The organism is Marinibacterium profundimaris (assembly GCF_002210095.1).
In the GTDB taxonomy this organism is placed as follows: Bacteria; Pseudomonadota; Alphaproteobacteria; order Rhodobacterales; family Rhodobacteraceae; genus Marinibacterium; species Marinibacterium profundimaris.
Genome location: NZ_AQQR01000027.1, coordinates 29219 through 49886, shown reverse-complemented (window position 1 = coordinate 49886; position 20668 = coordinate 29219). Strand labels below are relative to the sequence as shown.

18 protein-coding genes and 5 pseudogenes are annotated in these 20668 nt (G+C 60.3%); 7 read left to right on the top strand and 16 right to left on the bottom strand.

Features of this window, described 5'->3' with window-relative positions; genetic code table 11:
* Window positions 1-550, bottom strand: a pseudogene (locus ATO3_RS26080) (Tn3 family transposase); the annotation flags it as partial.
* Between the two features lie 87 nt (window positions 551-637).
* Between ATO3_RS26080 and tnpA the strand changes: the two are divergent.
* From tnpA to tnpC, 3 genes and pseudogenes are all read left to right on the top strand, one after another.
* The gene (tnpA, locus tag ATO3_RS26075; RefSeq protein ID WP_088652788.1) at window positions 638-1021 is read left to right on the top strand and encodes an IS66-like element accessory protein TnpA; all 384 of its coding nucleotides are present in this window, start codon (window positions 638-640) and stop codon (window positions 1019-1021) included.
* Window positions 1018-1368, top strand: coding sequence for an IS66 family insertion sequence element accessory protein TnpB (gene tnpB, locus ATO3_RS26070; RefSeq protein WP_088652787.1), 351 nt, complete (start codon window positions 1018-1020; stop codon window positions 1366-1368). The genes tnpA and tnpB overlap by 4 nt, the downstream gene beginning before the upstream one ends.
* 54 nt (window positions 1369-1422) lie before the next feature.
* Window positions 1423-2997, top strand: a pseudogene (gene tnpC / locus ATO3_RS26065) (IS66 family transposase).
* 28 nt (window positions 2998-3025) lie between these two features.
* Here tnpC and ATO3_RS26060 read toward each other — a convergent pair.
* Window positions 3026-3646: pseudogene (locus tag ATO3_RS26060) on the bottom strand (DUF4158 domain-containing protein); the annotation flags it as partial.
* Here ATO3_RS26060 and ATO3_RS26055 point away from each other — a divergent pair.
* A complete protein-coding gene (locus ATO3_RS26055; RefSeq protein ID WP_456298937.1) occupies window positions 3586-3924 on the top strand; it encodes a recombinase family protein in 339 nt (112 codons plus the stop codon). The pseudogene ATO3_RS26060 and the gene ATO3_RS26055 overlap by 61 nt on opposite strands.
* Window positions 3925-3941: 17 nt before the next feature.
* Here ATO3_RS26055 and ATO3_RS26050 read toward each other — a convergent pair.
* The 10 genes and pseudogenes from ATO3_RS26050 to glpD all read right to left on the bottom strand — a co-directional run.
* Window positions 3942-4163: pseudogene (locus ATO3_RS26050) on the bottom strand (IS6 family transposase); the annotation flags it as partial.
* Between the two features lie 173 nt (window positions 4164-4336).
* Window positions 4337-5494 carry an iron-containing alcohol dehydrogenase gene (locus ATO3_RS26045; protein WP_157779938.1) on the bottom strand — a complete coding sequence of 386 codons (1158 nt, stop codon included), beginning with the start codon at window positions 5492-5494 and terminating at the stop codon, window positions 4337-4339.
* The gene (glpK, locus tag ATO3_RS26040) at window positions 5494-6978 is read right to left on the bottom strand and encodes a glycerol kinase GlpK (RefSeq protein WP_088652791.1); all 1485 of its coding nucleotides are present in this window, start codon (window positions 6976-6978) and stop codon (window positions 5494-5496) included. The genes ATO3_RS26045 and glpK overlap by 1 nt, the downstream gene beginning before the upstream one ends.
* Window positions 6979-7086: 108 nt before the next feature.
* A complete protein-coding gene (locus ATO3_RS26035; RefSeq protein ID WP_088652785.1) occupies window positions 7087-8793 on the bottom strand; it encodes an ABC transporter substrate-binding protein in 1707 nt (568 codons plus the stop codon).
* A gap of 57 nt (window positions 8794-8850) precedes the next feature.
* Window positions 8851-9123, bottom strand: coding sequence for a DUF2160 domain-containing protein (locus tag ATO3_RS26030; RefSeq protein WP_088652784.1), 273 nt, complete (start codon window positions 9121-9123; stop codon window positions 8851-8853).
* Window positions 9124-9138: 15 nt separating this feature from the next.
* Entirely contained in the window at window positions 9139-9993 is an 855-nt protein-coding gene (locus ATO3_RS26025) for a carbohydrate ABC transporter permease (RefSeq protein ID WP_088652783.1), read from the bottom strand.
* Window position 9994: 1 nt separating this feature from the next.
* Window positions 9995-10867, bottom strand: coding sequence for a carbohydrate ABC transporter permease (locus tag ATO3_RS26020; RefSeq protein ID WP_088652782.1), 873 nt, complete (start codon window positions 10865-10867; stop codon window positions 9995-9997).
* Window positions 10867-11952, bottom strand: coding sequence for an ABC transporter ATP-binding protein (locus ATO3_RS26015; RefSeq protein ID WP_088652781.1), 1086 nt, complete (start codon window positions 11950-11952; stop codon window positions 10867-10869). The genes ATO3_RS26020 and ATO3_RS26015 overlap by 1 nt, the downstream gene beginning before the upstream one ends.
* 12 nt (window positions 11953-11964) lie before the next feature.
* A complete protein-coding gene (locus ATO3_RS26010) occupies window positions 11965-13053 on the bottom strand; it encodes an ABC transporter ATP-binding protein (protein WP_088652780.1) in 1089 nt (362 codons plus the stop codon).
* 42 nt (window positions 13054-13095) lie between these two features.
* Window positions 13096-14691: a glycerol-3-phosphate dehydrogenase gene (gene glpD, locus ATO3_RS26005; protein WP_088652779.1), complete on the bottom strand. Its 1596-nt coding sequence runs from the start codon at window positions 14689-14691 to the stop codon at window positions 13096-13098.
* Between the two features lie 221 nt (window positions 14692-14912).
* Between glpD and ATO3_RS26000 the strand changes: the two genes are divergently transcribed.
* The 3 genes and pseudogenes from ATO3_RS26000 to ATO3_RS25990 all read left to right on the top strand — a co-directional run.
* Entirely contained in the window at window positions 14913-15845 is a 933-nt protein-coding gene (locus ATO3_RS26000) for an IS5 family transposase (RefSeq protein ID WP_088652778.1), read from the top strand.
* A 142-nt stretch (window positions 15846-15987) separates the two neighbouring features.
* A complete protein-coding gene (locus ATO3_RS25995) occupies window positions 15988-16749 on the top strand; it encodes a DeoR/GlpR family DNA-binding transcription regulator (RefSeq protein ID WP_088652777.1) in 762 nt (253 codons plus the stop codon).
* Between the two features lie 58 nt (window positions 16750-16807).
* Window positions 16808-17177: pseudogene (locus ATO3_RS25990) on the top strand (DDE-type integrase/transposase/recombinase); the annotation flags it as partial.
* A gap of 452 nt (window positions 17178-17629) precedes the next feature.
* Here ATO3_RS25990 and ATO3_RS25985 read toward each other — a convergent pair.
* The 4 genes from ATO3_RS25985 to ATO3_RS25970 form a co-directional block, all read right to left on the bottom strand.
* Complete coding sequence (locus tag ATO3_RS25985) at window positions 17630-18751, bottom strand: Fic family protein (protein ID WP_088652776.1); 1122 nt, start codon at window positions 18749-18751, stop codon at window positions 17630-17632.
* A 120-nt stretch (window positions 18752-18871) separates the two neighbouring features.
* A complete protein-coding gene (locus ATO3_RS25980) occupies window positions 18872-19111 on the bottom strand; it encodes a hypothetical protein (RefSeq protein ID WP_043754644.1) in 240 nt (79 codons plus the stop codon).
* A gap of 161 nt (window positions 19112-19272) precedes the next feature.
* Window positions 19273-19914: a hypothetical protein gene (locus ATO3_RS25975; protein WP_088652775.1), complete on the bottom strand. Its 642-nt coding sequence runs from the start codon at window positions 19912-19914 to the stop codon at window positions 19273-19275.
* Between the two features lie 10 nt (window positions 19915-19924).
* A complete protein-coding gene (locus ATO3_RS25970; RefSeq protein ID WP_088652774.1) occupies window positions 19925-20644 on the bottom strand; it encodes a ParA family protein in 720 nt (239 codons plus the stop codon).
* Window positions 20645-20668: the final 24 nt, after the last annotated feature.

The window sequence follows — 20668 nt, the reverse complement described above, 5'->3', positions numbered from 1 at the left end:
CACAAAGTGAGGCAGAGCCCGCCCGCAACATGCGCGGTGCATAGCGCCGGAAGCGGTGATACCCATGGACAACATGTGCCAGCGGATCAGCTGCTAATGTGTTGGTGAGTTGGCCCGCCGAGGCGACAAGCTCTCTGAGTGAAGTCCAGCCGCCGGCGTTTTACACCGCGTCACCCAAGGGGACCTGATCTTCATGGGCCTCCAGCAGTGCTGATCCGAGATTTGAGAACCCCTGCAAAGTGTCCTTCAAGGCCGCCCTGGCATCATCCGCACGGGCGCCGCATGCGCGTTTCGCTTCGCGCCACGTCTTCCCGACAATACGGTCATGGGTTTCGGCCACTGCATCGGCAATGGCACTGCGCCATTCCAAAACGCAGACCGCGAGGACAGCAAGACGGCGGTCGCCTGAAATATCCCGCAGATCTCCGGCGAAATAACGTTCCCCTTGCCGTCGGAGGCGCGCGATACGGTGGGGCGGCACAGCCGATAGGACAGTCCGGTCCAGGGCCATGGCCCGCAAGAATTCCAACCGGTCGAGCAGCCGGTTCATGTGTATGCGGTGTGCCGACCCCACCTGTTTATGAGAGTGGAGTTCTGAGATCTCATTCCCAGCGACAGGCAGGGAGTGACTTTCTCAATGAGCGCACATTTTGAGGTTCTCACGAACGAACGCGAGACGCAGCGCAGGAACCGCAAGTGGCCGGAGGAGTTGAAGGCCGAGATCGTGGCCGAGACGCTGCGCCCCGGCGCGACCGTGAACGCGGTAGCGGCGCGGCACGGGCTGGCGGCGAACCAGGTCTCGGCGTGGCGGCGGATGGCGCGGGACGGCAGGCTGGTGCTGCCTGCGCCTGAGGATGCCGTGGAGTTCATGTCGCTGATGGTGGCGTCGGCGGAAGCGCTGGCGGACACGGGGCCGGTTGCAAGCGGCAGCGTCGAGATCGCCGTCGGCGCGGTGACGGTACGGCTCGAGCCCGACGCCTCGCCGGAGCGGATCGCCGCCGTGGTTCGGGCGCTGGCATGATCCCGTCCGACCGGGTGCGGATCCTCGTGGCCACGAAGCCCGTGGATTTCCGCAAGGGCCATGACGGCCTTGCCGCGCTGGTGCAGTCGGCGCTGAAGGAAGATCCCTTCGCGGGCGCGGTCTTCGTTTTCCGCTCGAAGCGGGCCGACAGGCTGAAGATCCTGTTCTGGGACGGTACCGGTCTGGTCATGGCGTACAAGCGGCTGGAAGAGGCAACCTTCACCTGGCCGCCAGTGACCGACGGGGTGATGTCGTTGAACCGGGCACAGTTCGAGGCCCTGTTTGCCGGGCTCGACTGGCGCAGGGTGAAGGCGCTGGAAGCGCGGCGTCCCGCCGCGGCGGAATGACTCGCGGCCCGGTTTTGGCGGTGGCGGCGCGGTCGTCCGGTCTATGCTGCCAGCATGACCGCCGTGCCCGAGATCGACCTTTCCGCCATCCCCGAGGACCAGCGCGCAGCCGTTGCTGCGCTGTTGCGCGCGCATCTCGATCTGCGGGACGAGACGGCGGGCCTCAAGGAGGTCGTCGCACGCCTGGAGCATCTCGTCGCCGAGCTGAACCATGTCGTCCACGGCAAGAAGTCGGAAAAGCTCGGCGAGGACGAGCGGCAACTGGCCTTCGAGGACCTGGAAACGGCCGTCGCCGAGGTCGAAGCCCAAAAGGGGGTGCAGGGGCCCAGGGACGCGCGCCGCAAGAGCCCCGCCGCGAAGCGCAACCGCGGCAATCTCCCGGCAGAACTGCAGCGCATCGAGGAAGTCATCGAGCCCGCCAGCTGCGACTGCCCCTGTGGCTGCGGACGCATGCACAAGATCGGCGAGGACCGGACAGAACGGCTCGACATCATCCCCGCGCAGCTGCGGGTCATCGTCACCATCCGCCCCCGCTACGCCTGCCGGATTTGCACCGACGGCGTGATCCAGGCCCCGGCGCCCGCCCATTTGATCGAAGGCGGGCTGCCCACCGAGGCAATGATCGCGCATGTGCTGGTCAGCAAGTACGCCGACCACCTTCCCCTTTACAGACAGAGCCAGATCCTCGCCCGCTCCGGCGTCGATCTCCACCGCAGCACGCTCGCCGACTGGGTCGGCACCGCGGCCTTCCATCTCGGCCCCGTCGTCGACCGGCTGGCGGAGCATCTCAAGGCGTCGACCAAGCTGTTCATGGACGAGACCACCGCGCCGGTGCTCGATCCGGGACGCGGGAAGACAAAAACCGGCTTCCTCTGGGTGCTGGCCCGCGACGATCGCGCCTGGGGCGGCGATGACCCTCCGGGCGTGGTGTATTTCTACGCCCCGGGCCGCGGCGGCGAGCACGCGGAGACATTCCTGACCGGCTTCGACGGCATTCTGCAGCTCGACGGATACCAGGGCTACAACCGCCTGACACGCCCGTCCCGGAAAGGCGGCAGCCCGGTCACGGTCGCCCATTGCTGGTCGCATGCCAGGCGCAAGCTGAGGGAAATCTTCGACCGCGATGGGTCGGAAATCGCCGCCGAAGGGCTGCGCCGCATCGCCGAGTTCTACAAGGTGGAGGCTGAGATCCGCGGCTGTTCCCCTGATCAGCGGCTGTCTGCCCGCCAGGCACGCACCGCGCCGCTGGTCGCAGCATTCGGCACCTGGCTGCAGGGGCAGCGCAGACGTGTTTCGGCCAAATCCCGGCTCGGCGAGAAGCTCGCCTACATCCATAACCATTGGGACGGGCTGCAGACGTTTCTCGCGGACGGCCGTGTCGAGATCGACTCCAATTCCGTGGAAAATCTCGTCAGGCCGATTGCCCTGAATCGCAAGAACGCGCTCTTCGCGGGCCATGACGAGGGCGGCCGGTCCTAGGGGCGCATCGCCTCTCTGATCGAGACGGCAAAGATCAACGGCGTCGAGCCCTTTGCCTATCTGAAAGCCACGCTGGAGGCGATCGTAGCCGGGCACCCGCAGAAGCGGATCGACGAACTTCTGCCGTGGAATTTCAGGCCGTCAACCTGAGATCCCGTGATCCCGGCACAGCGCTTACGTTCATGTCGGCCGAGTTCTGGCCCACTTCAAACTGGCGCAGCCAGACAAAGTGGGTGACAGAGCCGTCTGCCGTTTCCGTCAGCAAAGCGTCAAGTCGGCTGCGCATCTTATCGTCCAGTCGCTCAGCGATTCGAGCGTCGATCCGTCGCTCTGCGGCGACGAGAGCATCCGCGCAAAGGCGTTCTATAACCGTGATCCCCGGTAGAATGGTCTGGGTCGCCCGGCACTGTTCTACGAAACGCCGCGCCAAATCCTCGTTCGACCGAGCTGTTTCGGCCGTTCTCTCCAGCCAGACCTTCAGGTCGCGCGATCCTCGGCCAGTGAACATCTTGTAGCCATAGAGATCCCGCAAGGCAGCCAGGTGTTCATGACGCGTCTCTTCACGGCTTGCATATCCTGCCAGATCGTCCGGCTTCAGCCCAAGTTGCGCTGCCAGGAACCGCGTGACCTCCATTGGAATGACCTCACCCGGAGTCAGCAACCGGCCGGGATAGCGCAATGCGCAAAGTTGAAGAGTGAACCCAAATCGATTGTGGGGGCGGCGGCGGGCGCGGATGAATTCCAGATCGTCGTCGGCAAGGGTGTAGTGGCGCAACGACTGCGGCTGGACGGCTTTCATTTGGCATCTTTGCTGCGCTTGCAGAATTTGAAAGCGAGTTGATCCGCGAACGCACGATGGCGGGGCTCCAGGCCGCCCGCGCCCGAGGCCGAAAAGGTGGAAGGAAGTTCGCGCTGACGAAAGCGCAGGTCCGCATGGCTCAGGCCGCTATGGCTAGTCGCGACACATCTGTTTCAGAACTTTGCAAGGAACTAGGCGTCAAACCGGTCACGCTCTACCGGTATGTCGATCCAAACGGCAATCTACGCGATTACGGGAAACGAGTGCTCAGCGCTTAGCGTAAGATTCTGCACTCTCCGGCATCAGACCCCTTTACACAACGTGCGAAATGCCGACCAAACCGGTTCACCCATTTGCGTACGGTTTCCCGGCTGACGACTACGCCTCGCTCGGCGAGGAGATCCTCCACATCCGCCGTGCTCAGCGCGAACCGATGATAGACCCAAACGGCGTAGGCGATGATTTCGCGCGGGAAACGATAGCCCTTCAGGCGTGGCATCTCTGCTGGTATTTTCATGCCCACCAGCTAGACCGCTTCTGTGGGGGCAGCAAGTTGGCAATCCCGCACCATTACATTCGGGTTTTGAAGCGTCAGGTCTTCGACAGCGTTCATTGGCATTCGCCCACAATGAAAGAGGCCTGCACGTAAGGCCTTGGGTGGGCCGGTCGCATTTGGGGACGCGCCCTGGATCAGGAGGAAAGCTTCAGGATTTGGTGCACCTCGGCGACACTGAGCCGCACAGGGTTGGCCTGTGTGGAGGAGGCCGATAGGGCATTTCGCGCTGTTTCCTCCCAAAGTGGCGGGCCGCAGTGCAGGGCGCCCAGAGAGGCCAGTCCATGCCTGTCAATGAAAGGGCGCAGGGACATGCCAAGCCCGTCTTGCAACCATCGTTCGATCTCTTCGCAGCGTGCGGTGGGTCTGCCAGCCTTTATCAGCGCGGCATGATTGACCGTCAGTGCAGCAGGCAGCAGACGCCCGCAGATCGCGCCATGGGCGCCACCGCGACTGCCGATGACGGCGGCGAGGCCATGCACAATCCCAAGCCCGGAATTGGCCAGCGCCAGACCGCTCAGATAGCTGGCTTTGGCCAAAGTGTCGCGCGCGGTTTCATCCTCACGTGTCATGAGCGTCTGAAGCGCTGCGGCCGCAGGCCCGATCATGCCGCGGGCGAGGGCATCGGTGACCGGATTGGCGCGGTTTGACAGGTAGCTCTCGATCAACTGTGTCAGCGCATCCAACCCGGTCGAAAGGGTCAGGGATTTGGGCAGTCCATCGGTCAGGGACGCATCGACCACCGCAAGGTCCGGCACGAGACGTGGATCGCGCAGGCTGATCTTGAGCCCTTGTTCCGGTACACCGATCACCGCGTTGCGGGTGGCCTCTGCGCCGGTGCCTGCGGTGGTCGGGATCGCCACGAAGGGCAGGGGGGCGTTGAGTTTGGGCGCGGGATCGGGCCCGAGACCGAGATGATCCAAGACATCGCCCTCGGAGACACACAGCCCCGACACCGCCTTGCCCAGATCAATCACCGCACCGCCGCCAATGGCGACGATACACTCGGCGGCGGACGCACGGGCGCGGGCCACCGCGTCGCGGACCTGATCGACGGTCGGCTCGCCACGGGCGGTAAGGGATGTGACCTGTGCCCCAAGAGTGTCGAGTTCTTCGATCAGCACATCGGCCCAAAGGACCGAGGCGCTGCGCAAGACGAGAACCTTTTGCCCTCTCTCGCGCACCAAAGCTGCGACCTGATCCTTTGCGCCACGTCCGATCAGACAGCGAGCGGGCGCGGTAAAGGCGATATCCGCGACCGGATTGGACGCGAGGCTTTCGGCGTGACCCGACATCAGACCAACATCGTGGCACGAACGGCCCGCGCCCAACCGTCGCATTTGGCCTGCCGCGTCGCCTCATCCATGGTCGGCTCAAAGGTGCGCTCCAGCGCCCATGTGGCGGCAAAGCCCTCCATGTTGGGATAGACGCCAGCCCGCTGACCCGCGAGCCAGGCGGCGCCCATAGCAGTGGTCTCAAGGACTTTGGGGCGGTCGACGGGCGCGGAAATGATGTCGGACAGGAATTGCATCGCAAAATCCGAGGCACTCATGCCGCCATCGACGCGCAGCGCCGTGGTGGCGTCGCCCTGCCAATCGGCATGCATGGCTTCCAGGAGGTCTCGGGTTTGATAGCCGACGCTTTCAAGCGCGGCGCGGGCAAATTCTGCCGGGCCTGAGTTGCGTGTCATCCCGAACATCGCCCCCCGACATTCCGCATTCCAATAGGGCGCGCCCAGTCCAGTGAAGGCGGGCACAAGGATCAGGTCCTGCGTTTTGTCGGCACTTTCGGCCAAGGGCTGGGTCTCGGAGGCTTCGCGGATGATTTTTAACCCGTCACGCAGCCATTGCACCACGGCACCCGCGATAAAGATCGACCCTTCGAGCGCATAGGTCGTCTTGCCGCCGATGCGGTAGGCGATGGTGGTCAAGAGCCGGTTTTGCGACATCACCGGCGTCTCGCCCGTGTTCAAAAGAGCGAAACAGCCGGTGCCATAGGTGGATTTGACCATGCCCGGTTTGAAACAGGCCTGACCGATTGTGGCCGCCTGTTGGTCGCCCGCGATGCCCAAAATCGGGATCGGACGGCCAAAGAGATCGGGGCGGGTTTCGCCGAAATCGGCATCGCAATCGCGCACCTCTGGCAACATCGCCATCGGAATGTCGAAGCGTTTGCAAATCGTTGTGGACCAATGGCCTTTGCGGATGTCGTAAAGCATGGTGCGCGCGGCGTTGGTGGCGTCGGTGGCATGGACCTTGCCGCCCGTGAGTTTCCACACCAGCCAGCTGTCGACCGTGCCAAACAAAAGCTCGCCCGCCTCGGCGCGGTCGCGCGTGCCTTCCACGTTGTCGAGAATCCATTTGAGTTTCGTCGCCGAGAAATAGGGATCGAGCAACAGCCCGGTCTTTTCCGTGACGACCTCTTCAAAGCCCTCCGCCTTAAGCGTCTTGCACAGCTCGGAGGTGCGGCGGTCCTGCCAGACGATGGCATTGTAGACCGGCTGGCCGGTGGCCTTGTCCCAGACAAGCGTGGTTTCGCGCTGGTTGGTGATGCCGATGGCGGCGATTTGTGACACATCGGCCGAGGATTTCTCGATCACCGCACGACAGGTCGCCGCCGTGGTGGACCAGAGGTCGAACGCGTCATGTTCGACCCAGCCGCTTTTGGGGAAATGCTGTTCGAATTCTTCCTGTGCGCTGGCCGTGACGGACAGCGATTGGTCAAAGAGAATGGCGCGGGTCGAGGTGGTGCCCTGATCGATGGCAAGAATATAGGTCACATGCATCTCCTTGGTGGTCTCTGCTCTGTCCAAGGCTATGCCACCATCTCTGGACGGAGAAGAGAGCGCAAAAAGAGGGCGGGAATGACCCCGCCCCCTCTCGATCAGTTATTTCCAGGAGGCCACGAGCGCGTCGTAGGAGACGGTTTGCGGCGTCTCGCGCTCGTTTTCGATGGCGGGTTTCGGTGCGCCGGGCTTGGCGAGCCACTCCTCGGCGCTGGTCTCGTCGTTCATGACCGGCCCGAGATCGCCCTGAATGCCAGCGCGCTCGAGGCGCTCCATGACTTTCTCCATATCGGCGCAGAGGCTGTCGAGCGCATCCTGCGCGGATTTCGCGCCGGACATCGCGTCACCGATATTCTGCCACCAGAGCTGGGCGAGCTTCGGATAATCCGGAACGTTGGTGCCGGTGGGCGACCAGCGCACACGGTCGGGCGAGCGGTAGAACTCGACGAGACCGCCAAGTTTCGGCGCACGATCGGAGAAGCTCTCATGCTGGATGGTGGATTCGCGGGTGAAGGTCAGACCGACATGGGATTTCTTCACGTCGACGGTCTTGGAGCCCACGAATTGTGCGTAGAGCCAAGCGGCTTTGGCGCGATCATCCGGCGTGGATTTCATCAGCGTCCAGGAGCCCACGTCCTGATAGCCGACCTTCATGCCGTCTTCCCAGTAGACGCCATGCGGGCTGGGGGCGAGACGCCATTTCGGGGTGCCATCCTCGTTCATCACCGCCGGGCTGTCGACCAGAGGCGCGACGAAGGTGGTGTACATGAACATCTGTTGCGCGATGTTGCCCTGACCCGGAACCGGACCGGCCTCCGAGAAGGTCATGCCCATGGCCGAGGGCGGGGAGTATTTGTTCAGCCAGTCGATGGCTTTCTCCACCGCATAGACCGCCGCCGGAGAGTTCGCCGCGCCGCCGCGTGCCATACAGGCGCCGACAGGTTGCGAGTTCTCGTTCACGCGGATGCCCCATTCATCGACCGGAAGGCCGTTGGGTTCGCCTTTGTCGCCCATCCCGGCCATGGACATCCATGCGTCGGTGTAGCGCCAGCCCAAGGACGGGTCTTTTTTGCCGTAGTCCATCGAGCCATAGACCTCGACACCGTCGATTTCGCGACCGGTGAAGAATTCGGCGATGTCCTCATAGGCCGACCAGTTGACCGGAACGCCGAGGTCGTAGCCGTATTTCTCTTTGAACTCGGCCATGATTGCGGGATCGGTGAACCAATCGTAGCGGAACCAGTAAAGGTTCGCGAACTGCTGGTCGGGAAGCTGATAGAGTTTGCCATCGGGTGCGGTGGTGAACTGGGTGCCGATGTAGTCGTCGAGATCGAGACCGGGGTTGGTCACATCTGCGCCTTCGTTTGCCATCCAGTCGGTGAGGTTGCGCACCTGCTGATAGCGCCAGTGGGTGCCGATCAGGTCGGAGTCGTTGACATAGGCGTCATAGATGTTTTCGCCGGACTGCATCTGAGTTTGCAGTTTCTCGACCACATCGCCTTCGCCGATCAGGTCGTGGGTGATTTTGATGCCGGTGATGGCCTCGAACGCGGGGGCGAGCACCTGAGATTCATATTCATGCGTGGTGATGGTCTCGGAGACCACTTTGATCTCCATGCCCGCAAAGGGCTGGGCCGCATCGATGAACCACTGCATTTCGGCTTCTTGATCCGCGCGGGACAGCCCGGACATATCGCCGATTTCAGCATCGAGGAACGCCTTGGCCGCATCCATATCGGCGAAAGCGGGCACCGACAAAAGGCCAAGGCCTAACGCCAGTGCGGTGGTTGTCTTGAGACGATGGTTCATTGGTTTCCTCCCTATGTGAACCTTTGTTTTTAGGTGTCGATCCGTCGCGGGGCCTCCTCAGACCCAGCGAAAGACGATGGCTGCAAAGATCAGGCAAACGACAAGCGCGAGCGCTTGGTTGGCGCCGACCAGACCGAGCCATGCAAGATTGATGAAGGCCGAGCCCAGAAGCGTGATGAACAAACGATCCCCACGCGTGGTCTCGATGCCCAACACGCCAACGCGCGGCGTTTCGGGAAATTTGATCGCCAGAATGGTGAAGATCACCAAAAGCGTTGCAATCGTTCCGAAAAAGGCGGCGGTCGGCCATGTCCATGCCATCCAGTCCATGTCGAATTCCTCCTCTTAGACCCGCCCGAGGGCAAAGCCCTTGGCGATGTAATTGCGTACAAAGTAGATCACGAGCGCGCCCGGCACGATGGTGAGCACCCCTGCGGCGGCCAGCACGCCCCAGTCGACGCCTGCCGCACCCACGGTGCGGGTCATGGTGGCGGCGATGGGTTTGGCGTCCACCGAGGTCAGCGTGCGCGAGAGCAGCAGTTCGACCCAAGAGAACATGAAGCAGAAGAACGCAGCGACACCGATGCCCGAGGCGATGAGCGGCATGAAGATCTTCACGAAAAAACGCCCAAAGCCGTAGCCGTCGATATAGGCGGTCTCATCGATTTCCTTGGGCACACCGCGCATGAAGCCTTCGAGAATCCAGACGGCGAGCGGCACGTTAAAGAGACAATGCGCCAGAGCCACGGCGATATGCGTGTCGAACAGCCCGATTGAGGAATAGAGCTGAAAGAAGGGCAGGGCGAACACGGCAGGCGGTGCCATGCGGTTGGTCAAAAGCCAGAAGAACAGATGTTTATCGCCCAAGAAATTGTAGCGCGAGAACGCATAGGCGGCGGGCAGGGCGACAGCGAGCGAGATCACCGTGTTCATCACCACGTAGATCATCGAGTTGACGTAGCCCATATACCACGCCTCGTCGGTGAGGATCGTGACGTAGTTCTCGAACGTCAGGTTTTGTGGCCAAAGCGAGAAGCTGCCCAGGATTTCTGTGTTGGTCTTCAGGCTCATGTTGATCAGCCAGTAGATCGGCAACATCAGGAACAGAAGATAGAGCGTCATCACCACGGCGCGGCTGTTCACCTTGGGCAGGCTGCGCGGTTTGGTGACGGCGGGTGTGAGTGCGGTTGCGTCCGTCATCTTACATGCCCTTTTTGTCGAGGTTGACCATGACGGTGTAGAACACCCATGAAATCAACAGGATCACGAGGAAATACATCAGAGAGAAGGCTGCAGCGGGTCCGAGGTCGAACTGGCCGAGAGCCATCTTGACGAGGTCGATGGACAAAAGCGTCGTCGCATTGCCCGGACCGCCGCCCGTCACCACGAAGGGCTCGGTGTAGATCATGAAACTGTCCATGAAGCGCAGGAGAATGGCGATCATCAAGACGCCCATCATCTTGGGCAGTTCGATGAAGCGGAAGACTTTCCAACGATTGGCCTGATCAATCCGCGCCGCCTGATAATAGGCGTCGGGGATGGATTTGAGACCGGCAAAGGCCAGTAGGGCGACGAGTGACGTCCAATGCCAGACATCCATCACGATGATGGTGATCCAGGCGGAGATCGTGTCTTGCGTGTAGTTGTAGTCGATGCCGAGCGCCTCAAGCGTGTGACCCAAGAGACCGATGTCGACACGACCGAAAATCTGCCAGATTGTGCCCACGACGTTCCACGGGATCAGAAGCGGCAAAGACATCACGACAAGGCAGAAAGAGGACCAGAAGCCCGATTTCGGCATGTTGAGCGCCACGAAAATGCCCAAAGGGAATTCGATGGCAAGAATGATGCCGGAGAACATCAACTGACGTTGCAGCGCGTTCCACATGCGCTCATCCGAAAGCATTTCCTGAAACCATTCCAGTCCGGCCCAGAAGAACTGGTTGTTGCCGAAGGTGTCCTGCACGGAATAGTTCACCACGGTCATGAGCGGGATCACGGCGGAGAACGCCACAAGCACCAAGACCGGCAGCACTAGGAACCATGCTTTGTGATTGGTTGTTTTCTGTTGCATCACGCGGCCTCCCCGCCTTGCGGCGCCACACGCCAGTCGTTTGCGTAGACATTCACGCGGGCCGGATCGAAGGTGACGCGGGTCATATCCGCGCGCACGGGATCGTCCTCTCCGGCGATGATGTTGATGTCCTGACCAAAGAACTCGGCGCGGATGATCTTGTGCCGTCCCGCATCCTCGACGCGGCGCACTTTCACGGGCAGGCCTTCGCTTTCGCTCAACCGGGCGAACTCGGGCCGCACGCCGATCTCCACCTTGCCATCCACGGGCGCATAACCCGCGCCGAGCGCAATTTCCGACCCGTTGATATAGGCTTTCGTGCCCTCGACCTTGGCGGGGATCACATTCATGCCCGGAGAGCCGATGAAATAGCCCACAAACGTGTGCGCGGGCCGTTCGAACAACTCCTCAGGCGTGCCGATCTGAACCACGCGCCCGTCATACATGACAACGACCTTGTCCGCGAAAGTCAGCGCCTCCGTCTGGTCGTGGGTCACATAGATCATCGTGTGGCCGAAATCGTGGTGCAGCTTTTTGAGCTGGGTTCTGAGTTCCCATTTCATATGTGGATCGATCACGGTCAGGGGTTCGTCGAACAAAAGCGCGTTCACGTCCTTGCGCACCATGCCGCGACCCAAAGAGATCTTTTGCTTGGCATCCGCACCCAGCCCGCGCGCCTTTTTGCGCAACATGTCTTCCATGCCGATCATCTTGGCGATTTCCTGAACGCGCTCGGCTACATAGGTCTCGTCGCGGCCCCGGTTGCGGAGCGGAAAGGCCAGATTGTCGTGCACGGTCATCGTGTCGTAGACCACCGGGAATTGGAACACCTGCGCTATGTTGCGCTCCGCCGTGGGGGCGCGGGTGACGTCTTTGCCGTCGAACAGGATGCGCCCCTGCGAGGGCATCAACAGCCCCGAAATGATATTGAGCAACGTGGACTTGCCACAGCCTGACGAGCCCAAAAGCGCATAGGCCTCGCCGTCTTCCCAGTCGTAATTCAGTTCCTTGAGCGCATAGTCGTCCTGCGACGAAGGCGTCGGATTGTAGGAATGCGCAAGGTTGTCGAGTGTAATTCTAGCCATGATCGCGCCTCCTCACGCCGCCATTGCGTAGGCGGCGGGCGCAACGAGCCCCCCGTCTTCGCCGAACACATAGACATGACGCGGATCGAGCCAGACCTCCAGATCCGCCCCGATGTCGAGGTGATGCACCCCGTGGATCAGGCCGACCCAACGCGCGCCATCATGATCGAGATGCACAAAGGTCTCCGATCCCGTCAGCTCCGTCACATGCAGCTTTGTCGTGAATTTCATCGCGTTATCCGTATGTTGCAGGATCTCGACATGGTTCGGCCGGAACCCCGCCGTGTAGCGCCCGTCGGGCAGATCGGCGAGTTTTCCCGTTGCCTGCGCGCTTTGCCCGTCGCCGAACATCAACCGATCGCCGGTTTTCGAAATCTGGAGGAAATTCATCGGCGGATCGGAAAAGACGCGCGCGGTGGTGGCATCCACGGGACGGCGATAGACCTCGGGCGTCGGGCCGAATTGCGTCACCCGCCCCTCCCAAAGCGCCGCCGTATTGCCGCCGAGCAAAAGCGCCTCTTCGGGCTCGGTCGTCGCATAGACAAAGATCGAACCGGAGGCCTCGAAAATCTTCGGAATCTCGACGCGCAACTCTTCGCGCAGCTTGTAATCGAGGTTCGCCAGCGGCTCATCGAGCAGCACGAGGCCTGCGTTCTTGACGAGCGCACGGGCCAGAGCACAGCGCTGTTGCTGCCCGCCTGAAAGTTCGAGCGGTTTGCGGTCCAGCATCGGCGTCAGCTTCATCAGCTCCGCCGTTTCCCGTACACGCGCGTCGATCTCCGCCTTGTCCACGCCCATGAGTTTCATCGGCGAGGCGATGTTGTCATAGACGCTCATCGAGGGGTAGTTGATGAATTGCTGATACACCATCGCAACCTTGCGATCCTGCACCCGCATGCCGGTGACGTCTTTTCCGTCCCAGAAAATTCGCCCGGCGCTCGGTTGATCGAGCCCGGCCATCAGACGCATCAGCGAGGTCTTCCCCGACAGGGTCGGCCCCAGCAGGACGTTCATCGTTCCTTTTTCGAGCGTCAGATCGGTCGCGGCAATATGCATTTGCCCCTCGACGATTTTTGACACGCCCTTCAGTTCCAGCGTCATTAGGTCCTCCTCCCCGCGCCTTATTGTCTTTGGCCTTTGGCTTTATTCAGCTGCGGCACTCCCCGCGCGGCGGGTCTTCATCCAGTCATCCAGATCATGGATCTGCGTTTCATCCAGACGCAGCCCAAGCTTTGAGCGGCGCCAAACAATATCCTCGGCCGTGCGCGCATATTCGCGCTCCATCAGCCATGTCACTTCGGTCTCGGTCAGGGTCGCGCCGAAATCACGTCCCAGTGCCTCGGCACTCTTTGCGTCTCCCAGCACGTCACGCGCTTCGGTGCCGTAGGCACGCACCAGACGCCGCGCCCAGAACGGGGTCAGAAACCCAAATTGCGCACGCAGCTCGGAGACAAGCCGGTCAAACCCGCCGACCGGGAAATCCCCGCCTGCGAGCGGCACACCTGCCGTCCACTGGCCCTTTGTGTCCGGCAGGTGTTCCGAGATTTTCTCAAGCGCGCTTTCCGCCAGCCGCCGATAGGTCGTGATTTTTCCCCCGAAGATGTTGAGCACCGGCGCACCGCCCTCTGCATCGACCTTGAGCGTATAGTCCCGTGTCGCGGCTGTCGCCGATGACGCTCCGTCATCGTAGAGCGGGCGGACGCCGGAATAGCTCCAGACCACATCCTCGGCGCTGATCGGCGCTTTGAAATATTTGTTGGCAAAGGCGATCAGATAGTCGCGCTCTTCGTCGGTACAGGTGGGTTTGCGCGACGGATCGCTGTGCTCGGCATCCGTGGTGCCGATCAGGGTGAAATCCGTCTCATAGGGAATGGCGAAAATGATCCGCCCGTCGGTGCCCTGAAAGAAATAGCATTTGTCGTGATCGTAGAGCTTGCGGGTCACGATATGGCTGCCGCGCACAAGTCGCACGCCCTCTTTCGACGGCAGGTCGATTTTGTCGTGAATCACGTCGCCGACCCAAGGTCCGCCCGCATTCACCAGCATTTTGGCGTAATGGGTGGCAGTGCGGCCATGTTCCATATCTTTCGTTTCGACACGCCAGAGATCGCCTTCGCGCGTTGCGTGGGTCACTTTGGTGCGCGTCAGGATCGCCGCACCACGCGCCTCTGCGTCGCGGGCATTGAGGATCACGAGACGAGAATCTTCGACCCAGCAATCGGAATATTCATAGGCTTTGGCAAAGCGTTCCTGAAGCGGCGCGCCCTCGGGCGTTCCCGTCAGGCCGATGGTTTCCGTACCCGGCAGGATTTTGCGCCCGCCCAGATGATCATAGAGAAACAGGCCAAGCCGGATCAGCCATGCCGGACGACGCCCCTTCATCCAAGGCATCACGACAGACAGAAGTTTCGAGGTCGGTGTTTCGGATTCGAAGCGCATATCCTTATGATAAGGAAGGACAAAACGCATCGGCCAGCTGATGTGCGGCATGGCCCGCAGGAGAATTTCGCGCTCGATCAAAGCCTCACGGACCAATCGGAACTCGAAATATTCGAGATAGCGTAGCCCACCATGAAAGAGTTTTGTGGAGGAAGATGAGGTCGCAGAGGCCAGATCGCTCATCTCCGCGAGCGTCACGGAAAATCCCCGTCCCGCCGCGTCGCGCGCAATGCCACAGCCATTGATGCCGCCGCCGATCACAAAAAGATCGACGGGATGTGTGCTGTCATTCCCCTGCACAGGCTTTCCTCCCAAGTTCTGGCGCTAACGTTGTGTGGAAAAGGTCAGAAACGCAAGATATTTGTTTTCGTTTTTATTCGATTAAGAAAAATCAATGGGTTAGGTTGGATATTTCTGCAACTGCGAAGAAAAGATAAGAGAATCTACGCGGGTGCGGGGCTCTGTTGCACAAATCCCGTGAAGGGATTCATGTCGTGAATCCAGCGTGGTAGCTGGCCGGCATGAGCAGACCGACGCCCCCGACCTACAAGACCAGGAACTGGCCAACCTACAATGAAGCGCTCAAGCGCCGTGGCTCGCTGACGATCTGGTTCGATCCCGAGATGAACTGGGAGGCCGCGCCGACCGGCAGGCGCGGTCGCCAGCAGAGCTATAGCGACGCCGCGATTCAGACCTGCCTTTCGATGAAGGTGTTGTTCGGTATGGCGCTGCGACAGACGACCGGGTTCGTCGAGAGCCTGCTGCAGCTGGTTGGCCTCGACTGGACGGTGCCCGACTTCAGCACGCTGTCTCGTCGCCAGAAGACCCTTGCCGTGAACATTCCGTATCGCGGCTCCAAGGGGCCGTTGCACCTTCTTGTCGACAGCACAGGGATCAAGGTCGAGGGTGAAGGCGAATGGCACGCGCGCAAACATGGTGGCCCAAAGCGGCGTGTCTGGCGTAAGCTCCATCTCGGGATCGACGAGCAAACATTGGAGGTTCGCGCCGTCGAGATCACGGGAAGCCACATCGGCGATGCTCCGGTTCTGCCCGACCTGCTCGACCAGATCCCCGAGGATGAAGAGATCGGCAGCGTCACGGCAGACGGTGCCTACGACACCCGCAAATGCCATGACGCCATCGCCGAGCGTGGCGCTCATGCCGTCATCCCGCCTCGCCGGAATGCGAAGCCCTGGAAGACCGTCACCGCTGGCGCTATCGCACGCAACGAAGCTCTGCGGGCATCGAAGTATCTGGGCCGCGCCCTGTGGCGACGATGGAGCGGATACCACCGTCGGAGCCGCGTCGAAACCAAGATGCACTGCGTGAAACTTCTGGGTCAGCGCCTCATGGCGCGGGACTTCGATCGCCAGGTCGCGGAACTTCAGGTCCGCATCGCCGTCATGAACGGCTACACCGCGCTCGGCATACCCCTCACAGAGGCCGTGGGATAAGTCTGTCCGGGAATAGGGGAACCTCGGCTATCAGCCGATTTGCGCAACAGAGCCCGGGTGCGGCAATAAATTGACTGGATTCGCATCGGGTTTTCGCGTCTTTTTCCCGTGCAGCCACAAAAACGAAGCAAAGCGAACACCTATGTCCAACAACTTTCGTCATCCCGAGATTCTCGAAATGACACGCAAAGAGGGAAAGGTCACGGTCGAGAGGCTGGCAGAGCATTTTGGCGTGACGCTTCAAACCATTCGCCGCGACCTGTCCGAATTGGCGGAACTGGGGCGTGTCGAACGGGTACATGGCGGGGCGGTGCTGGCTTCTGGCACAATCAATATCGGGTACGAAGATCGTCGGCAGTTGAACGCGGAGGCCAAAACCGCGATCGCGCGGGCCTGTGCATCGCGGATTCCCAACGGGATTTCGTTGTTTCTCAACATTGGGACGAGCACGGAAGCCGTCGCGCAGGAGTTGTTGCAGCACAAGGATCTGATGGTCGTCACCAACAATATGAATGTCGCCAACATCTTGGCCGGGAACAGCAATTGCGAAGTCATCGTGACCGGCGGGCATTTGCGGCGCTCCGATGGCGGCTTGGTCGGCAATCTGGCCGCAGAGACCATCCGCCAATTCAAATTCGATCTGGCGGTTATCGGTTGCTCCGCGCTCGACCGTGATGGCGATCTTCTGGATTTCGACATCCAAGAGGTCAGTGTGAGCCAGACGATCTTACGGCAATCGCGCAAAATTTTTCTCGTCGCGGATCACACCAAATTCTCCAGAAGCGCCCCGGCAAGGATCGCATCGCTGTCCGACATCGACGTGTATTTCACCGATCACGCCGTTCCGGCCGAGCTGTCCCAGGCCTGCAAGAGCTGGAATACCGAGGTGGTCTCTGGCTGCTGAGACGACGCCACGGCATTGCCAAGTGGTATGCGCGTTCTGAATTGTTTACGGCTCACGCATGAAGATCCCGCCCAAAATGCCTCGCCTGAAGGGTTTTGGTTTTACCCGTGAGATCATCGTCTATGCCGTCGGGGCCTACCATCGCTTTGCGTTCAGCCGCGCTGACGTTGCAGATCTGCTCGCGGAACGCGGTGGACGGTCAGCCGGTAAACAATCCGGAAATGGGTCCGGCCATTTCGCGCATTGCATCAGGCGAGACCGGCCAGCCGCAGCCGACAAATGGCATATGGACGAAGTGGTCATACCGGATCAACGGTCGGAAATGCTGGCTCTGGCCGGCCGTGGATGCGAACGGAGATGTTCTTGATGCCCTCGTACAACCAGGGCGGAGTGCAAAGGCAGCCCGGCGCTTCCTGAGGCGGTTTATTTGAACCCCGTGTCGTGATCACAGCTTGAACCGCGCCATAACTGCGCAGGTTGTCTGTCACAATCAACCGAGGATTGCCCCAACGGGCGCCAAACCCCGCAAGAAAACGCCTTGCGGCCCGTGTGTTCCGCTGTGATTGCAACCTTTCAACTATTGCTCTCAGTTAGGTCGGGCTGATCAAATTCCTCGACTTAATCATCGTTTAATAATGATAGAGGTCACAATTTGATTATTAAACGATTAACAAAAATGGCGGACCTCTAAGATTGCTTGGTACATTGAGATTGTACCATTCACTAAAGAAAATCGACTATTTCGACGACAGCATGTTCCGTCTTCTCGATGGTATGCTTCAAAATCGACTTGAGGCACCAAACAGATCATCAGTATACATAAAACGAATTATGCGTATTTCGGTAAAGTATTGATAAAAATACAAATGTTAAGTTATCGTCACTTGCGCTGCTCCATATGGTCTAGGTTCAACCAGTATCTCGTATGGCGTCGCTCACCGGTTCGGTTGAGCGCACCCTTCTCGACCAGATCCTGCAGATCGCGGGTCGCCGTTGCGCGTGAAGTTCCGGTGATCTTGAGATAGTTGTCGGCGCTGAGGCCGCCTTCGAAACCGCCAGGGCCTTCCCGAAACATTCGAGCGATGGCCTTGGCCTGGCGTTCGTTCAAGTGGTCTCTGTGACGATCGTAGAAGTGTGCCTTGCTGATGAAGAAGCCGACGCGGTCGAGTGTTGCCTGTTGGGCCTTCAAGACAACTTCCGCGAACCAGACGAGCCAATCGGTCACGTCGAGCGTTTTTTGATGCTGCTCGAGCTGGTCGTAGTATGCCTTGCGCTCCTTCTCGATGGTGAAGGCGAGCGAGATGAGGGTCGGCTGGCCAATGTTCTGCGCCAGCGACTTTTCAGCGAGGGCGCGACCCAAGCGGCCGTTGCCGTCTTCGAATGGGTGGATGCTCTCGAAATAGAGGTGGCTTAGCCCTGCGCGCGTCAGCGCTGGAAGCGGCTCTGCTCCCCCCGGCCCGGTCTTGTTGAACCAATCCGCGTATCGCTCCATCTCAGGCATGACCCGCTCTGAAGGCGGCGCTTCGAAATGGATCGTCGGCCGGTCGAGACGGCCGGAAACGATTTGCATCGCCTCGGCGTGTTGTCGGTAGGCCCCGATGGTTTCCAACCGGCGGTCATGGGACAGGAGCATCCGATGCCAGCGGTACAGCGTTTCGTGGCTTAGCTTTTCTGCAAAGCTGGAATAGACGTCCACCATCATTTCCGCGACGCCCTGTTCGCGCGGTTTGGCAGGGTAGCTGTCTGGATCGAGGCCTAGATGGCGGCGAAGCGAAGACTGGACACTGAGCCGGTCGAGGATTTCACCCTCGATGGCGCTCGTCTGCATCGCTTCCTCGCTGAGCAGTTCGATGCGGAGTTGCTCGCGCTCCGGCTGGCTGACATGATGGACCGCGCCGAGGATTTCACCGGACGACAGCAGAAACATCTGCTCGAACGGCTCCAGAGCGGAGGCGTCATACGTGAAATCCGGCCAATCGGGCAGCGTCCAGTTCCAAGCCATGAGTTATAGACATCCTTTCTATAACTCATATTTAGATCACTTCTGAGGCATAGAAGTCAACTCTATCGCTCAAAGGACCTGCGGGATGGGATGACCCACAAACCAACGCGATGCCTTGAGCTAGGCCTTTTCAAGGTGCGTCAGATCTTGCTGACGCGGTCTGGGGGTCTTCGGATCGACTGGGTTCTGTTCCGTCGCTTGAATGAATGGTTCATAGCGAACGTCCGCCATCGCGCCGTCGAACCAGGCAGGCTGCACGTCGCCATTGTTCCATTGGTAAAGGTAGCCGACCAGATTTTCAGATGTCTTGCAGAGGATGCGCATGATCGGTTCGCCAGTCAGGCGGGGCTTCGTGTTCATAATGCGTTCCTCCTAAATGGACCTCGTAACTCGTCACCACTGAGGTCTGAAATTCCCTATGACGCTCATTAGCGCCACGCTTTCCGCAACTGCAAGGCGAGCTTCTGCCGGTGGGCGAAAATCCACCGGCGAAATGCAAGTTATCTTTTCAGATAGGTATCTTACGGTGCGTGCGGTTCATGCGGCGATGCAGCACGAACAGCAATTTCTTCCAAGATTTTGTCGATCTCGCCCCATATGCGTGGTTCCACCTGGCCGCGGATCAGAGCCCATTTACTCAAGACGTCGAGGGGGTCGTGGTCCCGTAGGAGGACACCCAGGCTGGCCGCATCTACTGCCAGAGATGTCCGGGCCTGCCACTGTGTGTTGCGAGTGCGTCGCTCCTCCGCGACTGGGGCAAAGACCGGCGACAGTTGCCAGCCTTTGACTGCACGGCGCAGGGCGGCACGCACGACATGTGCTGGCTCAACACCACAAGTCTGGAGCGCTGCTTCCTGTCGTTCGAGTGCGTTGACCCTGATGTCGATCTTCCGGGTCGGGCTCAAAGCGCGTGCCGATACGGGAGTTCTCAGGCTGGTATGCGGGTCAGAGCTTTCCGCGGTGACTTGATGCGGCGCCACGGTACCTTCCGGCACAGGCTCTGACTCGAGCCGATCAGCGTCGACGTCAGCGGCTGGGGTGCCTGTCTTTGTTGCTGTGACCTGTGCCTCATCTTCCTTCCCGGGAATCTCGCGGTCACCCTGTTGCAGGGTGGCGGCGTAGGCTGGGTCGGGCCTGGTGATGGTCGGGATCTTCTTGCGCAATCGACTGTCCTCACGCAGCAAGAATGTTGTTGAGGATGTCCGTCGCCTCCTCGAGCGCCTCGACAACATGACGTACATGTGGACGCATCAGAGGATTCGGATCGGACTGCTTTTCCAGCGCCAAGGCGTGGAGAAGCCCCTTCTGGTCCATCTCCTTGTAAGTGTTCCGTCGCATCATGACGGTCTCTATCACCGGAAAACGGGTGAGCGCTTCTTCAATCAGGGCGGCGTCAGCACGGGTTGTTTTCGGGTCGACCATGTTGAGGACGACGTGGTGGCGCGGAAGGTTGGAGGGGTCGTCAACACGGGATTTCAGCTTCTCAAACCAATCAGCCGTCTGCGCGCCGACATCGAAATCAGACGTCGACAGCATGACGGGCGTCACGATGTGGTCCGCAAGCACCGCGATGCCGTCTGACCATTCGGCACCGACCCCTGCGGTATCGATAAAGATGAAGTCTGCCGTGCCTGCCATGTAGACCTGATCGATCTGATCTTCGACACCCGCCACGCTTTCGACGGTGGCCGAGCAGAGAAGCGGCGAACTCAGCCCACCGGCTTCCGCCCGAGCATGCCAGGCCCCGAGTACCCTCGTGCTGTCCGTGTCGATCAACATCACTCTGCGTCCGGCGGCGATCGCGGCACTGATCAAGGCGCGCGAAAGCGTCGTTTTTCCACTGCCCCCTTTCCGGGCCATCGCTGCGACCACCACAAGATTTTCGTTCGGCATTCTGATCCTCCGCAAAAATAGTGA

Coding starts and splice junctions, on each gene's coding strand:
- tnpA (WP_088652788.1), top strand. CDS start 638: ATGAGCGCACATTTTGAGGTTCTCACGAACGAACGCGAGACGCAGCGC.
- tnpB (WP_088652787.1), top strand. CDS start 1,018: ATGATCCCGTCCGACCGGGTGCGGATCCTCGTGGCCACGAAGCCCGTG.
- ATO3_RS26045 (WP_157779938.1), bottom strand. CDS start 5,494: ATGTCGGGTCACGCCGAAAGCCTCGCGTCCAATCCGGTCGCGGATATC.
- ATO3_RS26035 (WP_088652785.1), bottom strand. CDS start 8,793: ATGAACCATCGTCTCAAGACAACCACCGCACTGGCGTTAGGCCTTGGC.
- ATO3_RS26030 (WP_088652784.1), bottom strand. CDS start 9,123: ATGGACTGGATGGCATGGACATGGCCGACCGCCGCCTTTTTCGGAACG.
- ATO3_RS26025 (WP_088652783.1), bottom strand. CDS start 9,993: ATGACGGACGCAACCGCACTCACACCCGCCGTCACCAAACCGCGCAGC.
- ATO3_RS26020 (WP_088652782.1), bottom strand. CDS start 10,867: ATGCAACAGAAAACAACCAATCACAAAGCATGGTTCCTAGTGCTGCCG.
- ATO3_RS26015 (WP_088652781.1), bottom strand. CDS start 11,952: ATGGCTAGAATTACACTCGACAACCTTGCGCATTCCTACAATCCGACG.
- ATO3_RS26010 (WP_088652780.1), bottom strand. CDS start 13,053: ATGACGCTGGAACTGAAGGGCGTGTCAAAAATCGTCGAGGGGCAAATG.
- ATO3_RS26000 (WP_088652778.1), top strand. CDS start 14,913: ATGAGCAGACCGACGCCCCCGACCTACAAGACCAGGAACTGGCCAACC.
- ATO3_RS25995 (WP_088652777.1), top strand. CDS start 15,988: ATGTCCAACAACTTTCGTCATCCCGAGATTCTCGAAATGACACGCAAA.
- ATO3_RS25985 (WP_088652776.1), bottom strand. CDS start 18,751: ATGGCTTGGAACTGGACGCTGCCCGATTGGCCGGATTTCACGTATGAC.
- ATO3_RS25980 (WP_043754644.1), bottom strand. CDS start 19,111: ATGAACACGAAGCCCCGCCTGACTGGCGAACCGATCATGCGCATCCTC.
- ATO3_RS25970 (WP_088652774.1), bottom strand. CDS start 20,644: ATGCCGAACGAAAATCTTGTGGTGGTCGCAGCGATGGCCCGGAAAGGG.